The sequence below is a fragment of the Arthrobacter sp. SX1312 genome (genome assembly GCF_002929295.1).
In the GTDB taxonomy this organism is placed as follows: domain Bacteria; phylum Actinomycetota; class Actinomycetes; order Actinomycetales; family Micrococcaceae; genus Arthrobacter_D.
Window position 1 is genome coordinate 19,515 of the sequence record NZ_PJIM01000005.1, and the last position, 26,023, is coordinate 45,537.

The 26,023-nt window shown below is 71.2% G+C and carries 28 protein-coding genes; 6 read left to right on the forward strand and 22 right to left on the reverse strand.

Annotated elements, in window-relative coordinates:
- Positions 1-3: 3 nt before the first annotated feature.
- Genes argJ through CXQ92_RS16915 form a run of 4 tightly spaced genes read right to left on the reverse strand, consistent with a single transcriptional unit; the run spans position 4 to position 2,917 of the window.
- Positions 4-1,173: a bifunctional glutamate N-acetyltransferase/amino-acid acetyltransferase ArgJ gene (gene argJ, locus CXQ92_RS16900; RefSeq protein ID WP_104168950.1), complete on the reverse strand. Its 1,170-nt coding sequence runs from the start codon at positions 1,171-1,173 to the stop codon at positions 4-6.
- Positions 1,170-2,201 (reverse strand): N-acetyl-gamma-glutamyl-phosphate reductase, encoded by a 1,032-nt coding sequence (gene argC, locus CXQ92_RS16905; protein WP_104168951.1) that lies wholly within the window; start codon positions 2,199-2,201, stop codon positions 1,170-1,172. Before argC ends, argJ begins: the two co-directional genes overlap by 4 nt.
- A 20-nt stretch (positions 2,202-2,221) precedes the next feature.
- Positions 2,222-2,479, reverse strand: a complete 258-nt coding sequence (locus CXQ92_RS16910) for a hypothetical protein (protein ID WP_104168952.1) — start codon at positions 2,477-2,479, stop codon at positions 2,222-2,224.
- A gap of 27 nt (positions 2,480-2,506) precedes the next feature.
- Positions 2,507-2,917, reverse strand: a complete 411-nt coding sequence (locus CXQ92_RS16915) for a VOC family protein (protein WP_104168953.1) — start codon at positions 2,915-2,917, stop codon at positions 2,507-2,509.
- An 84-nt stretch (positions 2,918-3,001) separates the two neighbouring features.
- Between CXQ92_RS16915 and CXQ92_RS16920 the strand changes: the two genes are divergently transcribed.
- On the forward strand, positions 3,002-3,967 hold the full coding sequence (locus CXQ92_RS16920) for a quinone oxidoreductase (protein WP_104168954.1): 966 nt from the start codon (positions 3,002-3,004) through the stop codon (positions 3,965-3,967).
- A 116-nt stretch (positions 3,968-4,083) separates the two neighbouring features.
- On the opposite strand, the gene CXQ92_RS16925 is transcribed toward CXQ92_RS16920, so the two are convergent.
- From CXQ92_RS16925 to pheS, 3 genes are all read right to left on the reverse strand, one after another.
- Positions 4,084-5,586 carry an HNH endonuclease signature motif containing protein gene (locus tag CXQ92_RS16925; RefSeq protein ID WP_306738646.1) on the reverse strand — a complete coding sequence of 501 codons (1,503 nt, stop codon included), beginning with the start codon at positions 5,584-5,586 and terminating at the stop codon, positions 4,084-4,086.
- Positions 5,587-6,022: 436 nt separating this feature from the next.
- Positions 6,023-8,566, reverse strand: a complete 2,544-nt coding sequence (pheT, locus tag CXQ92_RS16930) for a phenylalanine--tRNA ligase subunit beta (protein WP_104168956.1) — start codon at positions 8,564-8,566, stop codon at positions 6,023-6,025.
- A complete protein-coding gene (gene pheS / locus CXQ92_RS16935; protein ID WP_104168957.1) occupies positions 8,567-9,649 on the reverse strand; it encodes a phenylalanine--tRNA ligase subunit alpha in 1,083 nt (360 codons plus the stop codon).
- Between the two features lie 187 nt (positions 9,650-9,836).
- On the opposite strand from pheS, the gene CXQ92_RS16940 reads away from it, so the two are divergent.
- Complete coding sequence (locus CXQ92_RS16940; RefSeq protein ID WP_104168958.1) at positions 9,837-10,307, forward strand: DUF4157 domain-containing protein; 471 nt, start codon at positions 9,837-9,839, stop codon at positions 10,305-10,307.
- Between the two features lie 6 nt (positions 10,308-10,313).
- Here CXQ92_RS16940 and pcp read toward each other — a convergent pair whose 3' ends face one another.
- Positions 10,314-10,952 carry a pyroglutamyl-peptidase I gene (pcp, locus tag CXQ92_RS16945; RefSeq protein WP_104168959.1) on the reverse strand — a complete coding sequence of 213 codons (639 nt, stop codon included), beginning with the start codon at positions 10,950-10,952 and terminating at the stop codon, positions 10,314-10,316.
- Between the two features lie 67 nt (positions 10,953-11,019).
- On the opposite strand from pcp, the gene CXQ92_RS16950 reads away from it, so the two are divergent.
- Positions 11,020-12,078 (forward strand): Rv2578c family radical SAM protein, encoded by a 1,059-nt coding sequence (locus CXQ92_RS16950; protein ID WP_104168960.1) that lies wholly within the window; start codon positions 11,020-11,022, stop codon positions 12,076-12,078.
- Between the two features lie 52 nt (positions 12,079-12,130).
- Here the strand turns inward: CXQ92_RS16950 and CXQ92_RS16955 are convergent, their stop codons facing one another.
- Positions 12,131-12,586: an NUDIX domain-containing protein gene (locus tag CXQ92_RS16955; protein WP_258070034.1), complete on the reverse strand. Its 456-nt coding sequence runs from the start codon at positions 12,584-12,586 to the stop codon at positions 12,131-12,133.
- Between the two features lie 284 nt (positions 12,587-12,870).
- Here CXQ92_RS16955 and CXQ92_RS16960 point away from each other — a divergent pair, with 284 nt between their 5' ends.
- Positions 12,871-14,145, forward strand: coding sequence for an MFS transporter (locus CXQ92_RS16960; RefSeq protein WP_104168961.1), 1,275 nt, complete (start codon positions 12,871-12,873; stop codon positions 14,143-14,145).
- Here the strand turns inward: CXQ92_RS16960 and CXQ92_RS16965 are convergent.
- The 4 genes from CXQ92_RS16965 to infC form a co-directional block, all read right to left on the reverse strand.
- On the reverse strand, positions 14,119-15,093 hold the full coding sequence (locus tag CXQ92_RS16965) for an RNA methyltransferase (protein ID WP_104168962.1): 975 nt from the start codon (positions 15,091-15,093) through the stop codon (positions 14,119-14,121). The two genes, CXQ92_RS16960 and CXQ92_RS16965, sit on opposite strands and share 27 nt — an antisense overlap.
- 45 nt (positions 15,094-15,138) lie before the next feature.
- Complete coding sequence (rplT, locus tag CXQ92_RS16970) at positions 15,139-15,528, reverse strand: 50S ribosomal protein L20 (RefSeq protein WP_104168963.1); 390 nt, start codon at positions 15,526-15,528, stop codon at positions 15,139-15,141.
- A 96-nt stretch (positions 15,529-15,624) separates the two neighbouring features.
- Positions 15,625-15,819 carry a 50S ribosomal protein L35 gene (rpmI, locus tag CXQ92_RS16975; protein ID WP_104168964.1) on the reverse strand — a complete coding sequence of 65 codons (195 nt, stop codon included), beginning with the start codon at positions 15,817-15,819 and terminating at the stop codon, positions 15,625-15,627.
- Positions 15,820-15,925: 106 nt separating this feature from the next.
- Entirely contained in the window at positions 15,926-17,119 is a 1,194-nt protein-coding gene (gene infC, locus CXQ92_RS16980) for a translation initiation factor IF-3 (RefSeq protein ID WP_104168965.1), read from the reverse strand.
- A 232-nt stretch (positions 17,120-17,351) separates the two neighbouring features.
- Here infC and CXQ92_RS16985 point away from each other — a divergent pair, with 232 nt between their 5' ends.
- A complete protein-coding gene (locus CXQ92_RS16985; protein ID WP_219815771.1) occupies positions 17,352-17,804 on the forward strand; it encodes a DUF1844 domain-containing protein in 453 nt (150 codons plus the stop codon).
- A 100-nt stretch (positions 17,805-17,904) separates the two neighbouring features.
- Here CXQ92_RS16985 and CXQ92_RS16990 read toward each other — a convergent pair whose 3' ends face one another.
- The 9 genes from CXQ92_RS16990 to CXQ92_RS17025 all read right to left on the reverse strand — a co-directional run bounded on the left by CXQ92_RS16990 (position 17,905) and on the right by CXQ92_RS17025 (position 24,870).
- Complete coding sequence (locus CXQ92_RS16990; RefSeq protein ID WP_104168966.1) at positions 17,905-19,206, reverse strand: MFS transporter; 1,302 nt, start codon at positions 19,204-19,206, stop codon at positions 17,905-17,907.
- 26 nt (positions 19,207-19,232) lie between these two features.
- On the reverse strand, positions 19,233-20,087 hold the full coding sequence (locus CXQ92_RS16995) for an SseB family protein (protein ID WP_104168967.1): 855 nt from the start codon (positions 20,085-20,087) through the stop codon (positions 19,233-19,235).
- On the reverse strand, positions 20,084-20,842 hold the full coding sequence (priA, locus tag CXQ92_RS17000) for a bifunctional 1-(5-phosphoribosyl)-5-((5-phosphoribosylamino)methylideneamino)imidazole-4-carboxamide isomerase/phosphoribosylanthranilate isomerase PriA (RefSeq protein ID WP_104168968.1): 759 nt from the start codon (positions 20,840-20,842) through the stop codon (positions 20,084-20,086). The genes CXQ92_RS16995 and priA overlap by 4 nt, the downstream gene beginning before the upstream one ends.
- Positions 20,843-20,906: 64 nt before the next feature.
- Entirely contained in the window at positions 20,907-21,065 is a 159-nt protein-coding gene (locus CXQ92_RS18305; protein WP_181033726.1) for a hypothetical protein, read from the reverse strand.
- Positions 21,066-21,080: 15 nt separating this feature from the next.
- Positions 21,081-21,719, reverse strand: coding sequence for an imidazole glycerol phosphate synthase subunit HisH (gene hisH / locus CXQ92_RS17005; protein ID WP_104168969.1), 639 nt, complete (start codon positions 21,717-21,719; stop codon positions 21,081-21,083).
- Positions 21,716-22,333, reverse strand: a complete 618-nt coding sequence (hisB, locus tag CXQ92_RS17010) for an imidazoleglycerol-phosphate dehydratase HisB (protein WP_104168970.1) — start codon at positions 22,331-22,333, stop codon at positions 21,716-21,718. The genes hisH and hisB overlap by 4 nt, the downstream gene beginning before the upstream one ends.
- A 118-nt stretch (positions 22,334-22,451) precedes the next feature.
- Positions 22,452-23,141: a DUF2461 family protein gene (locus tag CXQ92_RS17015; RefSeq protein WP_181033727.1), complete on the reverse strand. Its 690-nt coding sequence runs from the start codon at positions 23,139-23,141 to the stop codon at positions 22,452-22,454.
- Positions 23,142-23,227: 86 nt separating this feature from the next.
- A complete protein-coding gene (locus CXQ92_RS17020; protein ID WP_104168972.1) occupies positions 23,228-24,322 on the reverse strand; it encodes a histidinol-phosphate transaminase in 1,095 nt (364 codons plus the stop codon).
- 77 nt (positions 24,323-24,399) lie between these two features.
- On the reverse strand, positions 24,400-24,870 hold the full coding sequence (locus CXQ92_RS17025) for a LysM peptidoglycan-binding domain-containing protein (RefSeq protein WP_258070035.1): 471 nt from the start codon (positions 24,868-24,870) through the stop codon (positions 24,400-24,402).
- A gap of 425 nt (positions 24,871-25,295) precedes the next feature.
- On the opposite strand from CXQ92_RS17025, the gene lexA reads away from it, so the two are divergent.
- Positions 25,296-25,970 carry a transcriptional repressor LexA gene (lexA, locus tag CXQ92_RS17030; protein WP_258070037.1) on the forward strand — a complete coding sequence of 225 codons (675 nt, stop codon included), beginning with the start codon at positions 25,296-25,298 and terminating at the stop codon, positions 25,968-25,970.
- Positions 25,971-26,023: the final 53 nt, after the last annotated feature.

Genomic DNA, 26,023 nt, shown 5'->3' on the forward strand with positions numbered 1-26,023 from the left:
CCGTCAGCTCGAGTAGGCGGAGTTCTCGTGCACGTACTCGTGCGTGAGGTCGTTGGTCCAGATCGTGGCGCTCGCCGTCCCGGCGGCGAGGTCGATCTCGACGGACACGTCCCGGCCGGTGAGGTCCACGAGGTCGCGCGGATCCCCGATCCCGCCGTTCCGGCAGATCTGCACGCCGTTCATCGAGACGTTCAGGGCGTCCGGCTCGAAGACGGCGTCGGTAGTGCCGACGGCCGCGAGGACGCGGCCCCAGTTGGGATCGTTGCCGAAGATGGCGGTCTTGAACAGGTTGGAGCGGGCGACGGCGCGGCTGACCACCTCGGCGTCGCGCTCGGACGCGGCGTTCATGGTGGTGACGGCGATGGTGTGGCTCGCGCCCTCGGCGTCGTGGATGAGCTGCGCCGCAAGGTCGAGGCAGACCTGCGTGAGGGCCCTGGTGAACTGCGCCGGGTCCGGTGTGACACCCGCGGCGCCGGAGGCGAGCAGCACCACGGTGTCGTTGGTGGACATGCAACCGTCCGCGTCGGTGCGGTCGAAGCTCACGCGGGTCGCCTCCCGCAGGGCGGCGTCGAGGGTCGCGGCATCGAGGGCGGCGTCCGTGGTGAGGACCACGAGCATGGTGGCCAGGCCCGGCGCCAGCATGCCGGCTCCCTTGGCCATCCCGCCGATCGCGTAGCCCTCGCTCGCGGCGTCGGCCGTCGCCGGGTACCGGGCCTCCTTGGCCACCGTGTCCGTGGTCATGATCGCCTCGGCGGCGGTGGGTCCACCGCCCCTGCCCAGGGATCCGGCCGCATGGGTGACGCCGTCCAGCAGCCGGTCCATCGGGAGCTGTTCACCGATCAGGCCGGTGGAGCACACGAAGACGTCGGTCGCGGAGATCCCGAGGAGCTCGGCGGTGACCTCCGCGGTCCGGTGGGTGTTCTGGAAGCCCTCGGGTCCGGTGCAGGCGTTGGCGCCGCCGGAGTTGAGGACGACGGCGTCGACGCGTCCGTCCGAGACGACCTGCCGGGACCACAGCACGGGTGCCGCCGCCACGCGGTTGGAGGTGAACACGGCGGCCGCGTTGTGCAGCGGTCCGTCGTTGGCGACGAGGGCGACGTCGGGCTTGCCGGTGCTCTTCAGGCCGGCGGCGACGCCCGCAGCGCGGAACCCGCCCGGATAGGTGATGCTCACGGTGCGATCCCCTGGATGGTCAGGCCCGCGGTCTCGTCGAGTCCGAGGGCGATGTTCATGGACTGCACCGCGCCACCGGCCGTCCCCTTGGTGAGATTGTCGACGACGCAGCTCACGATCACGCGACCCGCGTGGTCGTCGAAGGCCAGCTGGAGGTTCGCGTAGTTGGAGCCGAGGACCGCCTTGGTGGTGGGCCACTGGCCCTCGGGCAGCACCCGCACGAAGGACTCGGCCGCGTAGGCGTCCTCCCACGCCTGCCGCAGCTGCGTGTACCCGACGCCGGGCTTCACGCGGGCGGTCGCCGTGGTCAGGATGCCGCGGGCCATGGGCGCCAGTGTGGGCGTAAAGGAGAGGGACACGCGCTCGCCGGCGGCGCGGCTCAGGCCCTGCTCCATCTCGGGGGTGTGGCGGTGCCCGCCGCCGACGCCGTAGGGGCTCATACCGCCCATCACCTCGGACCCGAGAAGGTGGGGCTTGACGGCCTTGCCCGCCCCGGAGGTACCGGACGCGGAGACGACGACGACGTCGTCGGGCTCGAGGAGGCCCGCGGCGAAGCCCGGGGTGAGGGCGAGGAGGACGCTCGTGGGGTAGCAGCCCGGGACGGCGATCCGGCGGGCTCCGGCGAGACCGGCCCGGTGGCCCGGCAGTTCGGGCAGTCCGTAGGGCCAGGTGCCCGCATGGGCCGAGCCGTAGAACTTCGTCCACGCGGCGGGGTCCTGCAGGCGGTGATCGGCGCCGGCGTCGATCACGAGCGTGTCCGCCGGAAGCCGGGCGGCGACCTCGGCGCTCGCACCGTGGGGCAGGGCGAGGAAGACGACGTCGTGTCCGGTGAGGACCTCGGGGGTCGTCTCCTGCAGCACCCGGTCGGCGAGGGAATGCAGGTGGGGCTGGACGTCGCCGAGGCGCGCGCCGGCGTTGCTGTGGGCCGTGATCGCCCCGATCTCGATCTCCGGGTGGTTGGCGAGGAGCCGCAGGATCTCTCCTCCGGCATACCCACTGGCGCCTGACACGGCTGCGGTGAACGTCATGGCTTCAGCCTACAACAACATCATGCATAGCCATACATAGTTATGCACTCAGGCTTCGTCCGGCGGTCGTGACGCCCGCACGGAGGCTCAGGTAGTGACCCCTGCTGTCGTGACGCCCCGCTACGGACGGGGCAGACCTCGACACCGCCCGTGCTGGTGCGGGCCGCCGGGTTCCGGCTGTCCCGGGCATGCCGGTCGTTCTCCTCGAGGTCGACCGCTGCCGCGTGCATGGCGTGAAGGGACTCGTCCGCGTCGATGAGGATGGCGAACTGCGCCATGGGTCGTCCTTCCGCGGTCGTGCGCGGTCACGCGTGGGGCTCGTACCCGATCAGCCAGCGAAGGCCGTGGCGATCGGTGACCTGGCCGTCCGAAGCACCCCACGGCTTCGGAGTCAGCGGAGCGATGCTCGACCCGCCGACCGACAGCTTGTCGAACCATGCGTGGAGGACCGTCGGCTCGGCGGTCCCCAGCAGCGACAGCATGAGGCCCTCGCACCGCACGGCCTGCTCTCCTGCTGCCGCATCCGATCCTGCGAGGGCGACGACGCCGTCGAGCACACCATGGGCCACGGCATCGGGCGGGCCGTCCGTCCTGCCGAACTCTGCATAGGAGTGCAGGGTCAGCTCACCGCCGAACACGTCGGCGTAGAAACCCAGCGCCTCCCGTGCCGTTCCGGGAAAGCTGAGGTAGACGAGGGGTGCGGGTGTGGTGGGCATCACGTCAGCCTGCCACACCCCGGCCCGGGCACACAGGAACCACCGCGGGAATAGCATGAGGGAACGCCACCGAAAGGAAGCACCATGCCCTCAGCCATCGTCGTCACCGCACCGGGCGGTCCGGACGTCCTCAGCCTCGCGACCGTCGACCGCCCCGCCCCGGGCCCGGGCCAACTGCTGGTGAGGGTCGCCGCCGCAGGGGTGAACTTCATCGAGACGTATCAGCGCAGCGGCGCCTACGCCGTCGACCACCCCTTCACCCCGGGGGCCGAGGCGGCCGGGACGGTGGAATCATCCGGCGAGGACGTCTCGGGCTTCTCCGCCGGCGACCGCGTCGCGTTCGCCGAGGGGACGGGCACCTATGCGGAGTACGCCCTCGTGGACGCGGACCGGGCGCTTCCGGTGCCGGAGGGCGTGGATCTGGAGACCGCGGCCGCCCTCCCCCTGCAGGGCATGACCGCCCACTACCTCATCAACTCCACCTTTCCCGTCCAGCCCGACCACACGGTGCTCGTCCATGCGGGCGCGGGCGGCGTGGGCCTGCTGCTGATCCAGCTCCTCAAGGCGAAGGGTGCCCGCGTGATCACCACGGTCTCGACGCCGGAGAAGGAGGACCTCGCGCGCACCGCCGGCGCCGATGAGGTGCTGCGCTACGAGGGATTCGCCGACGCCGTGAAGACCCTGACGGACGGCGTCGGGGTGGACGTCGTGTACGACGGCGTGGGCCGGGCGACGTTCGACGACTCGCTGCGCTCACTGCGGATCCGCGGCACCCTCGTGCTCTTCGGGGCGGCCTCCGGCGCGGTGCCCCCGTTGGAGCTGCAACGCCTCAACAGCGGCGGCTCACTCTTCGTCACCCGGCCCACCCTCGCGCACCACCTGCTCTCCCCCGAGGAGCGCCGCTGGCGTTCGGAGGAACTCTTCGGCGCCGTCGCAGCAGGCCAGCTCGATGTGCGCATCGGTGCCCGGTACCCGCTCGCCGATGCGGCCCGCGCACACGAGGACCTCCAGGCCCGCCGAACCACGGGCAAGGTGCTGCTCATCCCCTGAGCCTGGGCTGCGCTTCAGCAGGCTGACGGCAACTGAAGAGATCATTGCGGACGCGCACCTCGCGGACCCTGCGCCCCCGTCGTGGGCAGGTTGGTGACGACGACCTCCACGACAGGTCAGGCGAAGAGCAGCTGGGCCCGCCTGGACTGTCGCGTGTAGGGGTATGCCGGGGTGTTGTGATCCTCAGGCGCGAAACTCGACGCTGCCGGCGGTGTCGGCGGGAGTGGGTGTCTCCCGGTCTCCTGTTTCCGTTCCCGTTGGTGCTCGCGTTTGTTCGGGCTGCTGCCGGGCAGGGGTGGTGCGGTGGAGTGGTAGGTGTGGCTGGTGGGCGTGCTGATCTCGATGACGTGCCGGCTCCCTGGGCTGGAGCGTGGCCTTGTGTGCCAGCCGGGGAGTTCCTTGGTGTGGTTGCACGCCTCACACAGCCCGGCCCCGTTGGACAGGGTGGTGGGCCCGTCCTTGTACCAGGGGATGATGTGGTCGTAGTGGCGGATCGGCGCATCGCAGTACGGGGCCCGGCACAGATGGTCGCGGGCCTGGATGAACCGGCGCTGCCCGGCCGTGAAGAGCCTGGTCCGGGACTCGACGGCCACCAGCTCCCCGCTACCGGGGGCGGTATAGAGGCGCCGCAGCCAGACCTGGAACCCCTGCCGGGCCTCAATTCCGTCCTCGGAAGAGCGCTCGGCAGCGTTCCCGCCGCCTCCGCTCCCACCGCATTGCGTCCCTGGCCGCTGGGAGGGCTGGCCGGAGGCCTGCTCGGAGGCCGGCCCGGTGGTGAGGAGGTTCCGGGCCCAGCCGGCGGGGACGATCCCGTAGCCCGGCAGCAGGGCCGGCTCAGCATCGCCCTGGAACAGGGTCCGGTCCGTCATGACCAGCTGCACCTCGACCCGGGAGAACCCACCCGGGGTGCCCGTGGTCCGCTCCACCAGCGCATCGGCCATCAGCTGACCCCGACTGCGTTCATCCCCCGCCGCCCGGCGGGTGTCGGCGTGCCGGGTCAGTTCCGCGTGCACCGCCACGCCCTGCGCGACCGGCAGCAGGGCGGTCAGATACGTCATGGTGTCCGGGGCCGGCCGCAGACTCACCCGCCGGTCCGCCGCCGCGTGACTCGCCCGCTGGGTGACCGAGCGCGGGTCCCTCCGGTACGCCGCCGCCCGCGCCGCGGCGACGATCTGCCGGTCCCCGGCCCCGTCGAAGGCACCCGTGTCCGCGGCCAGGTCCTCGTCGACCGCGCACCGGTCCGCAGCGGAGAGGCAGGCCGTCTCCCGCACCAGCAGCGTCGCCCGCCACTCGTTCAACAACCCGGCCTCCACAGCGGCCATGGTGTGCGGCATCTCCGTCACCAGGGCCCGCGCGAACCCGAGCAGCCGTCCGCCCCGGGCGGGCGACTCACGCCGGGCCAGGGCGATCTGCGCGGCCACTCCCTTGCCCTGCTCCGCCACCGGCACACCAGCTGCCGCCTGGGACCGGCGCTGGTCCAGGTCGAACGCGACCGCGATCCGGGCCTGCCGGGCGGCGATCAGGCACTTCAACTCCTCCGAATCGCCCACCTCATCGATCAACTCCGGACCATCCGTCGGCACGGGAAGGGAAGCGAGCGCGTCGATCAGATCCCGCACAGAGCCGATCCGCACAAACCCGGACGGGATGACGACCGGCTGAATCGGATCCGACGGGTTACCGTGCCGCCGCGAACCACCACCGATATCCGTGGTGTTGAGCGAAGCAATCCGGCTGCTGTCCATACTCAATTCTCCCCGCTGGCACCGACATTATGCGGTCGCTACGAACGCCGCCGGAGGGGAGGAATCGGCAATGATCAGGGGTGTTTCCGGTCGGGATTGCTAATGCCAGAGAGGCAGACCACGCTTCAGGGATGGAGCTATGCCAAAGGGCGCAGCACGCCGCGATCCCTGAGCGGGCAGCACGAAGATCTCCTCGCGCTCTTCGCTGCGGCCGGTCCGGAGCCTCGCATCCTTCGGCTGCGATGGACCCCTCATCCACACGGAAGGCCCGCCCCCACACCGGGAACGGGCCTTCATGGTGCTGGCGGACTCAGCGCTGCACGGCGCCATGCCGCTCGGCCGCGAGGGCCACGGCGGCGTCACGCGCCGCGCTGGCCTCGTCCGCCGTCAGGGTACGATCCGGCGCGCGGAACCGCAGGGCGAAAGCCAGGGACTTCTGCCCCTCGGGGATGCCCTGTCCCGTGTAGACGTCGAACAGGCTGACGTCCTCGAGGAGCACACCCGCACCCTCCCGCAGGGTCTCGAGCACATCGCCCGCGACCACCGAGGCTTCGACGACGAGCGCGACGTCCTGCGTGGCCGGCGGATAGGTGGACAGCGACCGCGCGACGATCACGTCGGCAGCGGCCTCGAAGAGGAGGTCCGCGGTGATCTCCAGGGCGACCGTGCGCGCGGGGAGGTCCTGCGCGGCGATCAGCTTCGGATGCAGCTCGCCCGCGTAGCCCAGCACCTCGCCGCTGCGCAGCGAGAATTCCGCCGTGCGGCCGGGGTGGAACGCCTGGTGGCTGCCCTGCCGGACCACGACGTCGACACCGGTGACCTGCGCCATGAGCTGCACGGCGTCGACGGCGTCCGCCCAGTCCCAGGCGCGCGGGGCGACGCCGGCCGACGGCGCCGTCTCATGGCCCGTGAACAGCGCGGCCACCACCAGCGGCTGGTCCGGGATCCCGGCGTGCAATCCGTCGAGGACGTCGTCGTCGGGCCTGATGCCCAGGGGCGGGATGGACTCGGAGCCCAGGACGCCGTCGGGCAGGAAGACCGACCCCGCCTCGAACAGGGCCAGGTCGCGGAAGCCGCGCGAATGGTTCCGCTTCGCCAGCTCCACGAGGCCGGGGAGGATCGAGCGGCGGAGGAAGCCGAGTTCGGCACTGAGCGGGTTCGCGAGCTTCACCGAGGCAGGCGCAGCGCCCTCGTCCGGGGTGCCGAACACGGCGTTCGACGCCTCGCTGACGAACGGGTAGGACAGCACCTCCGTGAGCCCTGCTGCCGCGAGGGCGTTCAGGAGCCGTCGGCGCTGCTGCTGCACGCGCGTCAGGCCGCGCCCGGGCGGGGCGACGGGCAGCGAGGAGGGGATCGTGTCGTAGCCGACGAGCCGGATGATCTCCTCGGTCAGGTCCTCGCGGGTCTCGAGGTCGCTGCGCCAGCTCGGGGCGGTGACGCGGTAGCCGCCCTCGGTCTCCTGGACCGTCGCCCCGAGGTCCGTGAGCGTGCCCCGGATCTGCTCGTCGCTGAACTCGCGTCCGATCAGGCGGGCCGGGAAGTCGGCGGGCAGATCGATGACCCGCGGTTCCGGTGCCTCGCCGACGTCGGTGGCGGCGTCGTCGACGGTCCCGCCGGCGAGCTCGAGGATGAGTTCGACGGCGCGCTGCGCGGCGATATTGGCCACGTTCCAGTCCACGCCGCGCTCGAAGCGCTTGGACGCCTCCGACGGCAACCGGTGGCGACGACGGGACCGGCCGATGCTGACGGCGTCGAAGTGGGCGGACTCGATGAGCACGTTGTCGGTGCTCGCCGAGACCTCGGTGGAGGCGCCACCCATGACGCCGGCGATACCGATGGGACCGGACGCGTCGGTGATGAGGAGGTCCTCGGCGTCGAGCGTGCGGTCCTTGTCGTCGAGGGTCCGCAGCGTCTCGCCCGCGGCGGCGCGTCGGACCACGATGTCGCCGGAGAGCTTGTCGAGGTCGTAGAAGTGCAGGGGCTGGCCGAGCTCGAGCATCACGTAGTTGGAGATGTCGACGACGAGCGAGATGGAGCGGATGCCGGCGAGGCGCAGTCGCGCGGACATCCACGGCGGCGTGGGGCGTGTGGGGTCGACGCCGCGGACCGTCCGCGCCACGAACCGGTCGCAGCCGGGTGTGCCGTAGACGGGAGCGGCGTCCTCGAGCCGCACCGGGTATCCCCCGGGCGCGGCCGGCGGGACGACGACGGCGGCAGCCGGGTCGGTGAAGGCCGTCCCGGTGGCGTGCGCGTACTCCCGGGCGGCGCCGCGGATGGAGAAGCAGTACCCGCGGTCGGGCGTCACGTTGATCTCCGCGGCCTGGTCGTACAGGCCGAGCAGTTCCATGGCGTCGGCGCCCACCTCGGGGTCGAGCCCGAGGGTGGAGAGCACGAGGATGCCGTCGTGGTCGTCGCCGATACCGAGTTCACGCACGGACGCGATCATGCCGGCGGACACGTGCCCGTAGGTCTTGCGGGGGCTGATGCGGAAGTCACCCGGCAGCACCGAGCCGGGCAGGGTGACGACCACCTTGTCGCCCTCGACGAAGTTGTGGGCGCCGCACACGATGCCCTGCACGCCCGACGGGTCGATGCCGTCCCCTATGAGCGTCTGCTGGGCACCCTCGGGCACCACGCGTACCTCGCACCAGTTAATGGTCTTGCCGTTGGACTGCGGTTCCTTGACGATGCTGAGCACCTGGCCCACCACGATCGGGCCGGTCAGCTCGTCGGTGGGACGGTGGACGTCCTCTTCTTCGAGGCCTACCTTGACCAGCTCGGCCATCACGTCTTCCGCGGTCGCATCCGCAGGCACGGCTGCGTATTCGCGCAGCCAGGACAGTGGGATTCTCACCTAGATCTCCATCCCGAAGTGTTCGCTGAAACGTACGTCGCCCTCGATCATGTCCCGCATGTCGATGACCTCGTTGCGGAACATGAGTGCCCGCTCGATCCCCATGCCGAAGGCGAACCCGGAGTAGACCTCCGGGTCGATGCCGGTGGCGCGCAGCACGTTGGGGTTGACCATGCCGCAGCCGCCCCACTCGATCCAGCGGGGGCCGCCCTTGGCGCCCGGGTGCCAGATGTCGAGCTCGGCGCTCGGCTCCGTGAAGGGGAAGAAGTTGGGGCGCAAGCGCACCTTGGCGTCGTCGCCGAAGAGCTGCTGCGTGAAGTGCTCGAGCGTGCCCACGAGATCCGCCATGGTGAGTCCCTTGTCGATGGCGAGGCCCTCGAACTGGTGGAAGACCGGCGTGTGGGTGGCGTCGAGCTCGTCCGTGCGGAACACCTTGCCCGGGCACAGGACGTAGATCGGCAGGTCGCGCTCGAGCATGGAGCGGGCCTGGACCGGCGAGGTATGGGTGCGCAGCACGAGGTGGGCCTCGGGCGGCTCGACGAAGAACGTGTCCTGCATCTCGCGCGCCGGGTGGTCGGGCTTGAAGTTCAGGGCGTCGAAGTTGAACCACTCGGACTCGAGCTCGGGTCCTTCCGCGATCTCCCAGCCCATGCCCACGAAGACGTCGCTGACCCGCTCCTGCAGCGTGGATAGCGGGTGCCGGGCGCCGGTCCGACGACGGCGCGGGGCTGCGGTGACGTCCACGGCCTCCTCGACGAGGATCCGTGCGTCACGCTCGGCCTCGAGCTCGACCGTGCGGGCGGCGAGCGCCTGGTTGATCTGCCCGCGGGCGGGCCCGATGTTCTTGCCCGCCGCCGACTTCTGCTCCTTCGGCAGGGCGCCGATGCCCCGGTTGGCGAGGCTCAGCGCGGACTTCTCACCGGTGTGTGCGATCCGGACCGCTTTCAGCCCGTCGAGGTCGGCAGCAGCAGCGATGTCGGCGAGCGCGGCGTCGACGGCGGAGGCGACCGACGCGGCGTCCAGCGGATCGGGGACCTGGGCATCGCGGCCGGCAGGCCCGGCGTGCTCTGGGGTTTCGGCCATGGGGTTGCGTACCTTGCACTCTCGGAACGTGCGGCGGGCCATTCGCCGGAGCGGGCCACGCCGTGGACAGGAAAACGCCGGGACGCAGCGGGGCGTACCGGCGTCCCAAGTCTAGGCGACGGGTTCGGCCGTGGGACAACCGCCCGCTACTGACCGGGGTTGTGCAGCGCCGCCGTACGATGGCGGCATGAACCGGAGGCTCGTGCCATTCCTCAACTGGATCAACCTGTCGACGCCGTGCGGCCTCGCCGTCGCCGCCCTGTCCGGCTGCCGCGTCTCACCCGGACCGTACGGCATCCTGCTCGCGGAGGGCTACCGCCGTCGGCTGCCCAAGGCCCGTGCCTTCACGGTGGGCAGCGTGGTCCTGCTGCGGGGCAGCGCTCCCCGCAGCGCCCCGCCCGCGTTCCTCCGGCTCCTCGAGCACGAGGCGCACCATGCCCGCCAGTACGCAGCGTGCCTCGGCCTGCCCTTCCTCCCGGCGTACCTGGTGGCGGCGGGCTACTCGCTCCTGCGCACCGGGGACCCGGCGTCGCGCAACCTCTTCGAGCGCGGAGCAGGGCTCGCCACCGGCGGCTACCGTGAGCGGCCGGTGCGTCCGCTCACGACGGCGATCGGGGCTGCGGTCACGTCGATCGGTTCCCGCTTCCGCCGAGGGTGACGCCCGTCAGTGCTCCGCCCCTGCGGTGATGCGCAGGTCGAGGGCGGTCTCCGCCGTCGTCGTCGCGATCGCGGCCAGGGCCGTGGCCATCGCCTCGACGGCGATGCCCGGCTGCCCGTGGGCGGCACCCTGCTCCGAGGAGAAGGGCACGTGGACGAACCCGCCCCGGGTCCCCTGCCGACCCTCCAGCAGGTCCATGAGCCCGTAGAAGAGGTGGTTGCAGACATAGGTGCCGGCGGTCTGTGACACCTCGACCGGGATTCCCAGCCCGGCTACGGTCTCCCGGCACGCCTTGATGGGCAGGGTACTGAAGTACGCTGCGGGGCCGGCGGCCACCACGGGTTCGTCGATGGGCCTGCGGCCGGCGTTGTCGGGGATGCGGGCGTCGTCGACGTTGATGGCCACGCGTTCCAGCGAGATCCGCTCGCGCCCGCCGGCCTGCCCGATGCACAGGACGATCTCCGGTTCGACCTGACCGAGGGCGGCCTCCAGCACCTCGATGCTCCGGCCGAAGACGCACGGCACCTCCACGGCGACCGCCTCCCGTCCCTGTGCGCGCAGCAGTTCCGCCGCACGCTGTGCGGCCTGCCAGGACGGATTGGTCGATTCTCCCCCGAAGGGTTCGAAGCCGGTCAGCAGGATCATGCCCCCAGCCTAGTGGCCCGGCCGGGCGACGGTGACGAGATATTAGTACGCGTGTTCTAATGGGTTCATGCGATGGGAAGGGCAGAGGATCACGGGCGACGACGACGCGCCGGCTGCTCCGGCCCTGTTGCCGCTTGCCGGGCTCGTCAGGACGGTGCGGACGCCGGACTTCGCCGGCATCACCTTCCACGAGGTCGCGGCGAAGTCGGTCCTCAACAGGGTCCCGCCCACGTCGTCGATGCCCTTCTCCTGGACCATCAACCCGTTCCGCGGCTGCTCCCATGCCTGCGTGTACTGCTTCGCCCGGAAGACCCACAGCTATCTGAACCTCGACACGGGGCTCGACTTCGACGCGCAGCTCGTCGTCAAGATCAATGCCGCCGAGGTGCTGGCCCGTGAACTGGGCCGACCCTCCTGGACCCGCGAGCACGTTGCGCTGGGCACCAACACGGATCCGTATCAGCGGGCCGAGGGGCGCTACCGGCTCATGCCGGGCATCATCTCCGCCCTCGCGGACTCGGGGACCCCCTTCTCCATCCTGACCAAGGGCACCCTCCTCGCCCGCGACATCCCGCTCCTGAGGGCGGCCTCGCGATCGGTCGGCGTGGGCATGGGGATCTCCCTCGCGCTGGTGGATCCGGTCCTCGCCGAGGCGATCGAACCCGGCACCCCCGCCCCGAAGGCACGGCTCGCACTCATCTCCCGGCTCCGCGAGGCCGGGCTGCCGTGCGGGGTCATGGCCATGCCGATCCTGCCCTGGCTCACCGACGGCGACGCATCGCTCGACCAGCTGTTCGGCGCCCTGGCCGACGCCGGGGCCACGGGCGTGACAGCCGGCCCCCTGCACCTGCGACCCGGTTCCCGCGAGTGGTTCATGCAGTGGCTCGCCGCGCACCACCCGCAACTCGTCCCGCGGTACGAGGAGCTCTACCGGGGCGGGAGCTACGCGTCGAAGGAATACCGGGACTGGCTCTCCGGGAGGATCCACATCTTCCGTCGCAAACACGGCCTCGTGGCGGGCGCCGGCTTCTTCCGCAACCTGTCGGCCGACCGGCAGCCCGGGGCCACCGCGACCGTGCCACCCCCCGCCCCGACCCCGGATCCCGTCCAGGCCTCTCTGTTCTGAGGGCCTGCCCCCAGGGCACCCTCGTGGGCGGAGTCGTCCGAGAGCCCACCCGTCAGCGGGCGGTGCGGGGCGCCGTCGCTGATCGCAGCGCGGCGAGGATGGGCCGGTCGGCGGGGATCCACGGCAGCGCGTCGAGCTCCTCGTCCGGATGGAGCGGCAGCCAGCGCAGCTCGTCGTGGTCCTGCAGCGGCATCGCCTCCCCCGCCGTGACCTCTGCCAGCCATACGCGCATGGCGGCCCGGTCGTTGAGCGGCCACCCCTGCGGACCGGGCCCGGTGATCTCCCTGCCGAGCTCTGCGGTGACGCCGAGCTCCTCCTCGAGCTCGCGTAGCAGGGCGGCCTCGCAGCGCTCTCCCGCCTCCACCTTCCCTCCGGGGAACTCCCACATTCCGGCGAACTGCGGCGGCGCCGACCGCCGGGCGACGAGCAGGCTGGTGGGCCGCGCGAGGGAGTCGACGACGGCCGCCCCCACGATCTGGAGGAGCTGGTCCGAGGGTGGTTGCGTCACCTGCCGAGTCTATCGACGACTCCCTGCATCCCCGATCGTGGTGATCGTCCGGCCTCGGCCCGGCCCGACGATCACCGCATCACCATGAACCCCTGAACCCCGAATCCTGAGGCTTGCAGCACGAATTCCGTCTGCCGGGTGCCGCGGTCGTATTTCGGGGCGGCACGGCGTTGTCGCCTAGGCTTGAAGGGACGACGGTGTCCGTGTCGCCGTCCGCCCCCAGTTCCCCGGAGGAGTCCGGCGGCCGATCCTCCCGCCCCCGAGATCCAGCCGCAAGGACATCCATGACCGCCTCCGCTCCCCCGTCGACGTCGAACCGGCTGACCGGCCGTCCACTCCTGTTCGCCATCGGCGCCCTCGCGGTGGGTGGTTTCGCGATCGGCACCACGGAGTTCACCATCATGGGCCTGCTCGAGGAGATGCGGGCGGATCTCGGCGTGGACTACGCGCAGGGCGGGCATGTCATCTCCGCCTACGCCCTCGGTGTCGTGGTGGGCGCGCCCGTCCTCGCCACCCTCGGCGCGAAGAAACCGCAGCGCGCCGTCGCCCTGGCGCTCATGGTCCTGATCACGGTGGCCAACCTGTCGTCCTACTTCGCGTCGGATTTCGGCTGGATGCTGGCGTCGCGGTTCCTGTCGGGCCTTCCCCACGGAGCCTACTTCGGTGTCGCCGCCGTCATCGCGGCATCGCTCGCCGATCCCGCGCGGCGGGGGCGCGCCATCGCCATGGTGATGCTGGGACTGAGCATCGCCAACGTGGTGGGCGTCCCGTTCGCCACGTGGCTCGGCCAGGAGTTCGGCTGGCGCTCCATGTTCCTGCTCGTGGGAGTGATCGGGGCGACGACGCTGGTGCTGATCCGCGCCTTCGTCCCGGACGTCCCCGTGCGGCCGGGCGCGAGCATCCGCAAGGAGCTGGGAGCCCTGCGCCGTCTGCAGCTGTGGATGACGCTGCTCATCGGCATCGTCGGTTTCGGTGGGTTCTTCGCCGTCTATTCGTACATCGCGCCGACCATGACGGAGGTGGCCGGCCTCAGCGCGTCGCTGCTGCCCCTCGTCGTCGCGCTGTACGGCGTGGGCATGGTGGTCGGCAACATCCTGGGCGGGCGCCTCGCGGACAGATCCATCATGGGGAGCATCTACGGGGTCATGGTGGCCATCGCGGCGGTCCTGCTGCTGTTCCCCCTCGCGGCGACGATCCCGTGGACGGCCTGCCTCTTCGTCTTCCTGGTCGGCACGAGCGGATCGGCGCTCATCCCGCCGCTGCAGGCGCGCCTGCTGGACGTCTCGCCGGGAGCGCCGTCGCTCGCGTCCTCGATGAACCACTCGTCGTTGAACACGGCCAACGCGCTCGGCGCAGCGCTGGGCGGCGCCGTCATCACGGCCGGATGGGGGTTCACCGCACCCGCCATGGTCGGCGCGGTGCTCGCGGTCCTGGGGCTCGGCGTCGCCCTGCTCAGCGGCAGGATGGACAGGCGCGGCCACGCCGACCGCCGACCAACGCACGGCGACGCCGGAACGGCAGGGCCGACGGACTCAGCGGATGCGCTGCGCGCGGGCTGAGGCGTACAGGCAGACGGTGGCGGCGGTCCCGACGTTGAGGGACTCCGCGCTGCCGTAGATGGGCACCGCGACGCGCGCGTCCGCGGCGGCGGTGACGTCGGCCGGCAGGCCCTGCGCCTCGTTGCCGAACAGCCAGGCGCCGGCGTCCTCGAGGCGCACCGTGCCGGCGCCGCCGCTGCCGCTGCCGCTGTCGCCGCCGATGTCGCCGCCCGGCTTGCCGTCCGGCCGGTCCTGCGGGGGGTGCACCGTGGCGAACCTGCGCTGCGCGCTGGCGTCCTGGAGGTCGTCGAGGCTGGTGCTGCCATAGCCGTCGGCTGCGAGGACGGTCATGCCCGCGTCCCGCAGGCGGTCCAGCAGCCCCTCGGGTTCGACGCCGAGGACCAGCGGGAGGTGGAAGAGCGACCCGACGGTGGACCGTACGGTCTTGGGGTTGTAGGGATCCACGCTCGCGCCGGTCAGGATGACGGCGTCGGCCCCCGCCGAATCCGCCGCCCGGATGATGGTGCCCGCGTTACCCGGGTCCCGCACCTCGACGAGCACGGCCATAAGGCGCGGCGCGGCGGAGAGCACGTCGTCGAGCGGGACGTCGACGAACCGGCACACCGCGACGAAGCCCTGGGGCGTGACGGTGGACGACATGGCGGCGAGGACGTCGGCGGTGACGAGCCGCACGGTCGGGGCGCCGTCCTGCCCGGAGAGGTCCGCGATGTCGGTGTGGCGCTCGAGCGCGTCTGCCGTGGCGTACACGTCGACGACGACGCCGCCCTCCCCCGCCGCATGGCGGGTGAGGTGCAGGCGGAGGGCCTCCCGGACCGCCTGGGGACCTTCGGCCAGGAACTCCCGCCGCCTTAAACGCGACGGACGCCCGGCCAGGCGTGCCACCTCCTTCACCCGGTCAGCGTGGGTGTTGGTCATCAGTGGCGCCTGGGGGCGTCCGTTCACAGTCATCGTGTTCCGGTGTGCGGGCCGCATGGCCCGCAGCAGCCGATGCGCCTAGGCCGAGGCCTTGAGCGGTGCCGAGGTGTCCGCCGGCAGGGCGTTCTTGGCGATCTGCACGAGGGCCGCGAAGGCTGCGCCGTCGGTGACGGCGAGATCGGCGAGCATACGGCGGTCGACCTGGATGTCGGCGGCCTTGAGGCCCTGGATCAGGCGGTTGTAGGTCAGGCCGTTGGCGCGGGACGCAGCATTGATGCGCTGGATCCACAGGCGACGGAAGTCGCCCTTGCGCTTGCGGCGGTCACCGTAGCTGTAGACGAACGAGTGGAGCAGCTGCTCCTTCGCCTTGCGGTACAGGCGCGAACGCTGGCCGCGGTAACCCTTGGCGCGCTCGAGGATGACCCGACGCTTCTTGTGGGCATTGACTGCCCGCTTCACACGTGCCACGTGCGTACTCCTTCAGTTCTTCTCCGGTCACGGCTTCGGCCGTGAGCGCCGCACCGTGGGTGCGTGCGCTTTCCCGGGAGGGGGGTGGATTGGTGGTTAGACGCCGAGCATCTTCTTGATGACCTTGCTGTCGGCCTTCGAGACGATCTTGTCGCCGGCGAGACGGCGCGTCACGGTCGAGGACTTGTGCTCGAGGTAGTGGCGGCGGTTGGCCTGCTGGCGCTTGAGCTTGCCGCTACCGGTGAGCTTGAAGCGCTTCTTGGCGCCACTGTGGGTCTTCATCTTCGGCATGGGAACCGATCTCCTTTGGATAGCCGGGGCGGGTGCACCCGGAGTTCGGCACCCGAGGGTGCCTGCTGGTTTCGATCGTGCCCGGTGGTAGGACGGGGCCGGGGCCCTAGTCCGTGCTTCCGGGCTTGGGGCGGCTGGTCGGGCTCTTGGTCGGAGCCGTTCGTCCCGCGGGCTTGGGGGGTGCCGGCGGCCTGGGCGCTCCGGGCTTCGGCATGGCCATGGGCTTGGCCGCCACGGCCGGCTTCGGCGCCGGCGCAGCATCCGGTGTCGAAGCCGGGGCTGCGGCCTCCGTCTTCGCCGCCGGGGCGGAGGAACGGGAGGGTGCGGGCCGCTCGGCCGCAGGCCTCGACGACGTCGACCGCGGGGCCGACGACGTCCGGGCCGGAGCCTGACGAGCCGGTGCGGCCTGTCGGGCAGGAGCAGCAGCCTGGGCAGGTGCCGCCGCGGCCGGAGCCTCGGTGGCCGCCGGAGCGGCCTCGGGTGCCTGCTGCACGGTCGCCTCCGGAGCCTCCTCGACGGGAGCCTCCTCGACGGGAGCCTTCGGAGCCTCGGGCTCGCTCCTGATCTCGTAGCCCTCGGGCAGCAGGTCCGCGAGGGACTGCGTCAGCGGTGCACCGCTGGACCCGGAGGTATCGACCCGCTTGGGCTCGCCCCCCGACTTCGCGACCTCGTTGGCAGCCTTCGCCTCGGCACGCTGGGTCTCCCGGCGGGCCTCCGCCTTGGCCTCGGCCTTGTTCTTCGTGGGACCGATCACCATGACCATGTTGCGTCCGTCGATGCGCGGCGTCGACTCGACGACGCCGACCTCGGCGACGTCGTCCGCGAACTTCTGCAGCAGGCGGATACCCATCTCGGGTCGCTGCTGCTCACGTCCGCGGAACTGGATCATGGCCTTGACCTTGTCGCCGGCGCCGAGGAAGCGCATGGCGTGCCCACGCTTGGTTTCGTAGTCGTGCGTATCGATCTTGAGGCGGAAGCGGATCTCCTTCAGGACCGTGTTGGTCTGGTTCTTCCGCGCCTCGCGCGCCTTGACGGCCGCTTCGTACTTGTACTTACCAAAATCCATGAGCTTGGCCACCGGAGGCTTCGCCTGCGGTGCTACCTCGACAAGATCCAGGTCGGACTCGGCGGCAAGTCGGAGTGCGTCCTCGATACGGACGATTCCTACCTGTTCGCCGGCAGGTCCGACCAACCGCACCTCGGGAACGCGGATACGATCATTGATTCTTGGCTCGCTAATGTGTGACTCCTGTGGATTCTCGAGCTGAAAACCGCCTGCAGACGAAAGAAGGCCTCCCATTGCATGCGCAATCGGAGGCCTCGTCGACCGGTCGTCCGCCGTCGGGGAAGCCTGGGCTTCCTGCGCGATCAGCGGCAGCACCGACCAGGAACCCGGCTACCTGCAATGCGACCTGAGGTCGCACCAGGCAAACGCGGGTGGGAGAGGACTCCGCTTGCAGACCGGCGCGTGAGCCTGCTCGAAGAGCACAGCGGCTAACAGCGACCGGTTGGTCTATGCCAAGCTTACCAGTATGAACACGCCACACGACAACCCGCAGCACGCCCCCTCCGAGGAGCCGGCCGGCGCCTCCCGCCGCAGCTTCGCCGAGGAGCAGGACCACGGCCACGCTGCCTCGGACGAGGCCGAGCAGGGCGTCCGGCAGCAGATGCGGGACATCTCCGAGGTGGCCGCCGTGGAGGTCATCGTGACGTCGGCGGTGCACCTCATGAGCGCCGCGGCCGTGAAGTGCGGCCTCGGCCACGAGGAGAACGCCGAGCAGCTCAAGGACCTCGACGAGGCCAGGAAGCTGATCACCGCGCTGGCCGGATTCGTGACGGCGGCCGCCCCCGAGATCGGGTCCCAGCACGCAGGGCCGTTGCGCGACGGGCTCCGCTCGCTGCAGCTCGCGTTCCGCGAGGCCTCGATCATCCCGGATGCGCCCGGCCAGGGCCCCGGAGAGAAGTACACGGGTCCCGTCAACTGATCCCGTCGTCCCGCGGCCGCCAGGCTTCGAACGGCCCGTGCCCCACCGGGCACGGGCCGTTCGCGTTCGAGGGAGGCGGTGTTCGGGTGGGCGCGCCCGCCTAGCGGGAGGCGCCGGCGGTATCCACCGCGGGCGTCCGGCTGCCGAGGTCCCGTGCCAGGAACCCGGCGACGCCGATGAGCGCGGCGACGACGCCCACCGCGGTGAAACCGCCCCACGGGCCGACGGCATCGATGAGGAGCCCGGCCACCGGCGCTCCGAGCGCGACGCCGGAGGTCAGCGCGGAGCCGTACCAGCCCATCGCCTCGCCCCGCCGGTCCTCGGCCACGAGGTCCGCGACCTTCTCGGAGGCGGCGGAGAGGACGGGCGCGCAGAGCAGGCCCGCCGGGATCGACAGCAGGGCCAGGGACAGCGTGGTCTCGGCGAACCCCATGGGGAGTGTCAGCAGGGCCATGCCGAGCAGGAGGAGCGACGGCGGGATCGGCCGGTGCAGGGCGCCGTAGACGAGTCCGCCGACCACCGACGCGGCACACCACGCGACGAAGACGAGGCCGAGCTGGCTCTCGTTCCCCGTCTGCTCGAGCGCGGCGACGATGCCCACCTCGGTACCCGAGAGGAGCAGCCCGGCACCGGCGGCCGTGATCATGACCATGACCAGCGGCACGGTGATCCAGGGCAGCACCCTCCGCACTCCGCGGCGCAGCACCGAGGCAGGGCGCCGTTCCTGCGTGCCGGCGTTCCGGGCGCCGATGAGGTCCGCCGCGGCCTCGTTCATCCCGGCGGGCGCGGAGGCCGCGACCGTGACGGCGTCGGGCAGCTGGTCCGACCGCGTGGGCGGGTTGAACCACATGAGGAACAGGCCCGCCGAGGCGGTGGCGATCCCGACCAGCGTCAGGCCGAGCACCGTGGACACCTGGGTGGCCAGGACGACGCCCACCGCAGGGCCGGCCATGAAGATGACCTCGGTGGAGATGGCGTCGAGCGTGAAGGCCGTGCGCCGCCGGTCGCCGTCCACGAGGACCCCGAGCGCCTGGCGGATCACGGAGAAGGCGGGCAGGGTGAAGAGTCCGCCGACGAGCGCCGCCACGAGCAGCCACTGGTAGGACAGGTGCGGTGCCACGGACCAGATGACGGCTTCCGCGACGACGGACGGGATGAGCGCGCGCCGCAGTCCCGCGCTGTCGATCCGCCGGCCGCGCCACGGCGCGCCGACCGCGATGCCGATCGTGACGACGGCGGCGACGGCGCCCGCTTCCGCGTAGCCGCGGTCGAGGGTCTGGACGACGTGGAGCGTGAGCAGCACCCCGGCGGCGGAGTGCGGGAAGCGGGCGATCATCCCGACGAGGAGCAGCCTCCGAACGGAGCGGATGCGCAGCAGGTCCCGGTATACGGCGAAGTTCACTGTTCGTCTTTCTGGCCGACGACCCGTCAGCGGGTGAGTTTGATGTCGAGCGAGTCGACGCGTTCCACGAAGCCGGTGAGGCCGAGGAGCTTCCCGCGGAAGGAGGCGACGGCGTCGCGCACCCCGTCGGGAGACAGGCCCGGGCGGAGCCGGAGATCCATGCGCAGTTCGGGGCCCGGTCCCCCACCGGAGGCAATGCTACCGCCGGCCGTGCGTGTCAGCACTCCGCCCGCCGGCCGCAGGCCCACCCCGAGGACGTCCTCCTCCAGCCCGGCCGCTTCCTCGACGAGCGACGCCAGTGCCGGGTCCTCGTACGACGGCGTCCACGGGACCTGCTGGGCCAGGGCCCAGAGGGCAGGGCGCCGCAGCACGAACGTGAGATCGGCCCCCGGGTCGAGCACCATCAGCTGCGCATCCTCGGCGGCGGCCGCGAGGGCTGCCCGGGACGCGTAGGCCGCGACGGGTCGCGCGTCACGGTGCCAGCGGCCCAGCGCCTCGGTCGAGGAGAAGACCGGGAGGGCCTTGCGGCCGTCGGGCGCCGTCAGCGTGACGAGCGCCATCTCGGCCTCCTTGTCGGAGTGCAGCCCGGTGGCGGCCTCCGCCTGGTCGCTGAGCCGTGCGACGATCGGGATGAACACCCGGGCCGTGGTGAGGGCCCCGAACACGGCCCGCTCGGCATCGCCGGGCCGGCCCGCGGGTCCCAGGAGCCCGGCAAGTGCTGCGAGGAGCCCCGGGTCCGCCGCACCGTCGTCGTCGTCGAAGGCGTGCAGCGGGTTCTCCGGACCGGACAGGTCGCGGCCCGCCCACGGCTGCCCGGCGGAATCCGCCGTGTTACCGGCGAGAGCGGCGGCGATGTGCGCGGGGAGCTGCCGGCCGCTCACGTGTCCGAGGCGGGCAGCCCTGCGACGTCCAGGGCCTGCGGCAGGGTGAAGGCCCCGGCGTAGAGGGCCTTGCCGACGATCGCGCCTTCGAGCCCGAGGGGCACGAGTTCGCGGAGGGCCGCGATGTCGTCGAGGCTGGAGATACCGCCCGAGGCGACGACGGGGCGCGTGGTCTTCGCGAGGACGTCCTTCAGGAGGGCGAGGTTCGGGCCCTTGAGGGTGCCGTCCTTCGTCACGTCGGTCACGACGTACCGGGCGCAGCCGGCGTCCTCCAGGCGCTGGAGGACCTCCCACAGGTCCCCGCCCTCCTCGGTCCAGCCGCGCGCCGCGAGCGTGGTCCCGCGGACATCGAGCCCGACGGCGACGGCATCCCCGTACCGGGCGATCGCCCGCTCGGTCCACTCGGGGTCCTCGAGCGCCGCGGTGCCGAGGTTGACGCGTGTCGCTCCCAGCTCCAGCGCCGCCTCGAGCGACGCGTCGTCGCGGATGCCCCCGGAGAGTTCCACCTTGATGTCGAGGTTCCTGACGACGCGCTCGAGGAGGTCCTTGTTGGACCCCCGACCGAAGGCGGCGTCGAGGTCCACGAGGTGCACCCACTCGGCGCCGGCGTCCTGCCAGGCGCGGGCCGCGTCCACCGGATCCCCGTAGCTGGTCTCGCTGCCCGCCTCGCCCTGCACCAGGCGCACGGCCTGGCCGTCGGCGACGTCGACGGCGGGGAGGAGCTCGAGGGTGGGCGATTCGGTGAAGGGGCTCATGGTCTGCTTTCGTACGGGCGGCGGCGCCGCGGTGGAGGGGCGGGGTGTGCGGTGCGGGGCGGGGTCAGTCGCCGGGCAGCGTGAACAGGTAGGCGGCCAGGAGCGCCAGGCCGGCGAGGGCGAGGAAGGCGATCCACACCCAGCGCGGGAACTCCTGGCCGCGCAGGGAGAAGGCGCCGCCCATGAGGAGACCGGCGACCCCCATGAGCACGAGGCTCAGCATCGGTTCACCACCGGATCAGCGCAGCCCGTCGATCCAGTTGCGCAGGAGCCGGGCCCCCGCGTCGCCGGACTTCTCGGGGTGGAACTGGGTGGCGCTGAGCGGACCGTTCTCGACGGCGGCGATGAACCGGCCACCGTGGTCGGACCAGGTGACCTGCGGCGGTTTCATGGCGGGCTGGGTGACGTCAAAGGACCAGTCCTGCACGCCGTAGGAGTGCACGAAGTAGAACCGTTCGTCGCGGAGTCCGTCGAACAGGACGGTGTCCTCCGGCGGTTCCACGGTGTTCCAGCCCATGTGCGGCACGACGTCGGCCTTGAGCCGTTCGACGGTGCCGGGCCACTCGCCCATGCCGGGCGTGCGCACGCCGTGCTCCACGCCCTCGTCGAACAGGACCTGCAGGCCCACGCAGATCCCCAGCACGGGCCGACCGCCCGCGACCCGGCGCCCGATCATGCGCAGGGCGTCGACGTCCTTGAGGCCCTTCATGACGGCGGCGAACGCGCCGACCCCGGGGACGAGCAGACCGTCGGCGTTCAGGACGTCGTCGGGCTTGGCACTGAGGACGACGTCGGCGCCCACGTGTTCGAGGGCGCGCACCACGGACCGGACGTTGCCCGACCCGTAGTCCAGGACGGTGACGGTGCGCGCGCTCATAGCGCTCCCTTCGTGGAGGGGATTCCCTCGACCCGCGGGTCCGGTTCGACCGCCGCGCGGAGCGCCCGGGCGAGGGCCTTGAACTGGGCCTCGACGATGTGGTGCGGGTCGCGGCCGCCGAGGACGGTGACGTGCAGGCAGATCTGGGCGTGCAGGGCGAGCGCCTCGAACACGTGGCGCGTCAGGGACCCCGTGAAGTGCCCGCCGATGAGGTGGTACTCCTGGCCGGCCGGCTCCCCGCCGTGCACGAGGAACGGACGCCCGGAGATGTCGACGACGGCGCTGGCGAGTGCCTCGTCGAGGGGGACGGTGGCCTCGCCGAAGCGTCGGATGCCGGCCTTCGTGCCGAGGGCGATCCGCAGGGCCTCGCCGATCGCGATGGCCGTGTCCTCCACCGTGTGGTGGACGTCGATGTGGGTGTCCCCGGAGGACCTGATGGTCATGTCGATGAGCGAGTGCTTCGACAGCGCGGTGAGCATGTGGTCGTAGAACGGCACCGTGGTGTCGATCGACGACGCCCCGGTGCCGTCGAGGTCGATCTCGACGAGGACATTGGACTCGCTCGTGACGCGCTCGATACGGGCCGTACGGCCGCGGGCGGCATCAACTGTCATGGCATCTTCCTTCTGTGCGCGTCGTTCACGCGCGGATCGACGTGGGAACAGGACGGGCGGCGCGAGCCGCCGGGCGGTCCTGCCCTTCAATTCTAGGTGTACCCGCCCTGCACGCCGATCACGGGGCCGCGGTCCCGCGGCGCGGGCCGAACCGCTGCTCCGCGGTGAGTGCCGATGCTCCCACGTAGCGGGCGAGCCACTCGTGCAGCGCGGCGGGTTCGCGCAGCAGCTCGTCGATGCCCGACGACGCGGAGGCGACGTCCGTCCACACGGGCCGGCGCACGCGGTGGTTGACCTCGATGCCCTTCCACCGCAGCAGATCCGCCCGGGGATGGTCCGCCGGGTAGCCGCGGGGCACACGCTTCAGCGGTTGCGCCCGTCCGGGACGGACCATCATCCCCCGCGCGGTGATCGTCCCGATCGCGGCCACCAGGGCCGGGCCCGCGACGTCGTCCGCCACCGCGGCACGGAAAGCGGCGAGCTGGTCCGGTGCGGGAAGCGGCAGGCCGGTTGCCACGAGGAGGCCGATGCTGCTCACGCGGAGGAACGCGCCCACACCGTCGGGCCGCTCGGCGACCGCTCCGATGAAGGTCTTGTACGGCGGACTGTCCGGCCGGAACCTGACGTCGTTGTGCGGGCGGTAGATCCGCCAGTCCGAGAAGACCGTCAGGGCCGCGCACACCGCGGCGAAGACCGGCCGGATGCCGACGTCGTACAGCCTGCGCTGGCGGGCCCAGAACTCGCGGGTGTTGTCCGCCTCCAGCCGCGCGAAGAACGATTGAGCCTCATCGAAGATCGGCCGATCCATGCGACACATGATCGGCGATGCGCCCGGGCGGCGCAAGGCCCGCATCGAGTGGCCCCGACACCCCCGGACCGACCCGCGATCGACGGTCAGAGCAGCGTCGCCAGGGCCGTCAGGAACGCCGTCGTCTCCTCCTCCGTGCCCGCGGTGACCCGCAGGGATCCCGGGATGCCGACGTCACGGATGAGGACGCCCGCGTCCAGGAGACCCTGCCAGACACGGTGCGGATCCTCGAGGCCCGAGAAGAACACGAAGTTCGCATCCGACGGCGCAGGCGAGAGTCCGAGGGCCTCGAGCTCCCGGACGATGCGGTCGCGCTGCACCTTGATCGCCTCGACGTTCGCCAGGAGCGTGTCCGCGTGGGTGAGGGCCGCGTTCGCGGTCGCCTGGGTGATGGCGGAGAGGTGGTAGGGCAGTCGGACGAGCCGCAGGGCGTCGGCGACCTCCGGCGCCGCCGCGAGGTAGCCGATGCGCGCCCCGGCGAGGGCGAAGGCCTTGCTCATGGTCCGCGACACGAGCAACCGCGGACGTCCGGGAAGCAGGGTGAGGGCGCTCGCGGTGCCCTCCTGTGCGAACTCGCCGTAGGCCTCGTCCACGATGATGATGGCACGCGCGTCCTCGCCGGCCTCGTAGGCCGCCTCCACGACGTCGAGGCCGAGCGCCGTGCCGGTCGGATTGTTCGGCGAGCACAGGAACACGATGTTCGCGCCCGATGCGCGGACGGCGTGGGCGGTGTCCTCCGGCGTCATGGAGTAGGCGGCGCCGCGGGCGGCTGTGACGTAGCGCGTGCCGGTCCCGCTCGCGAGCAGGGGGTACATCGAGTAGGTGGGCGGGAAACCGATGGCGGTGCGCCCGGGTCCGCCGAAGGCCTGGAGGACCTGCTGGAGCACCTCGTTGGACCCGTTAGCAGCCCACAATTGATCGGGCGTCAGGCCGTGCCCCAGATAGTCGGCGAGGTTCTTCCGCAGGTCGGAGAATTCGCGGTCGGGGTACCGGTTGAGGCCTGTGGTGGCCTTCGCGACCGCCTCCACGATGGCCGCGTGCACATCTGCCGGCACGCCGTACGTGTTCTCGTTGACGTTGAGCAGGATCGGGACATCCAACTGCGGCGCGCCGTACGGGTGCAGCCCGACGAGGTCGTCGCGCAGGGGGAGGTTGGCTAGGGCTTCAACGGAGGAGGGCACTGCTTCAGTTTAAGGGACGCGGCAGTTCCTGCAGGAACGGCCCATGGTCCGGCGCGCTGGCGAGAAGCGGGAGCCGCTCACCCCGCGGCCGGTACCGCGATGCTCTGCCCTGCCTGCACCACGGAGCTGGGCAGGTCGTTGAGTTCGACGATCTCGGCGACGACGTCCCGGGGATCACGCTCCGGCGCGTGGCGCACGGCGAGATCCCACAGGGTCTCCCCGGTGACGACACTCACCTCGACCGTGGCCGTGGCCGTGGGTGCCGACTCCCCCGCCTGGGCCTGGGAGGTCAGGAACGCCGCGAGGAGGATCAGGGCCGCGACGCCCAGGGCGATGGGCAGGCCGACCAGGAGCAGGCGCCCTCGCCGTGTGAGCGTCAGGGGGCGGCCCGCACTCCGCTGCATGGAGGGATGGGACGGCGCCATGAAGCTCGAGGTCGCGGAGGCGGTGGGGGACGCGGGCGATTCAGGCGTGGGGACGAGCCTGAGGTGGCCGTCGGGGCGAGCGGGCGTCCACAGCGAGCTGCCATGCAGTACGGGTGTAACCATTGCCGTTCCTCTTTCCTTCGAATGCCCTGACCGGGCGAAGCACCGGGTTCGAACACACGTTCTAATAAGCATCTGCCTATTTCTAGCATCTACGATCGACTCGTGTCGAGACTCGGTCGAACATATGTTTGAAAAGTGCCCTCGACTGTCCTAGCGTGAAGAAATCAGGACATCGTCGACGGATGCTGCTCTCCGAGGGCCGTTCCGTGGTCGATGCATCTCACACAACCAGCCGCCTCTGACAAAACGGTTTCCGGACCACGGAAGCCGACCGGCGGCGGCGACGACGGGATCAGCGATCCCAGGCGAAAGGCGCAACAGTGGCGGAATCACCAGCGGCAGCCCGGCAGGAATCAAACACTGCCGACGTTCCGGCAGACGCCGTTCCCATCTCCGCGGGCCGGGGCAGGCCGCGCGGCCGCTCCGTGTCCAAGGGGCTGACCGCCCGGCAGCTGACGATCCTCGAGACGATCCAGCGGTCGATCGCCGACAAGGGGTACCCGCCGTCCATGCGGGAGATCGGCGACACCGTGGGCCTCGCGAGCCTGTCCAGCGTGACCCACCAGCTGTCGCAGCTCGAGCGGCTGGGCTACGTGCGCAGGGACCCGAAGCGCCCGCGCGCCATGGAGGTCCTGCTCCCCCTGACCCTGGCCCCGGACACGTCCGGCGCCCAGGCCGGTCCGTCCCCGGACGGGAAACCCGCCACCGAGCACCGGATCGCCGTCGACACCGCCCTCGTGCCGCTCGTGGGGCGCATCGCCGCCGGCGGACCGATCCTCGCGGACCAGGTGGTGGAGGACGTCATGCCCCTGCCCCGCCAGCTCGTCGGCCACGGGGATCTCTTCATGCTCAGGGTCTCGGGCGACTCCATGGTGGACGCCGCCATCTGCGACGGCGACTGGGTCGTGGTGCGCCGGCAGCAGAGCGCGCAGAACGGCGACATCGTCGCGGCGCTGCTCGACGAGGAGGCCACCGTGAAGACCTTCCGGCAGCGGGACGGCCATACGTGGCTCCTGCCGCAGAACACCCGCTACGAGCCCATCCTGGGTGACCATGCCAGCATCATGGGCAAGGTCGTCTCGGTGATGCGCGCGCTGTAGCGTTCGCGGCGACCGTCGTGTCGCAGCTGTCGTGTCGAAGCTGTCGTGTCGCG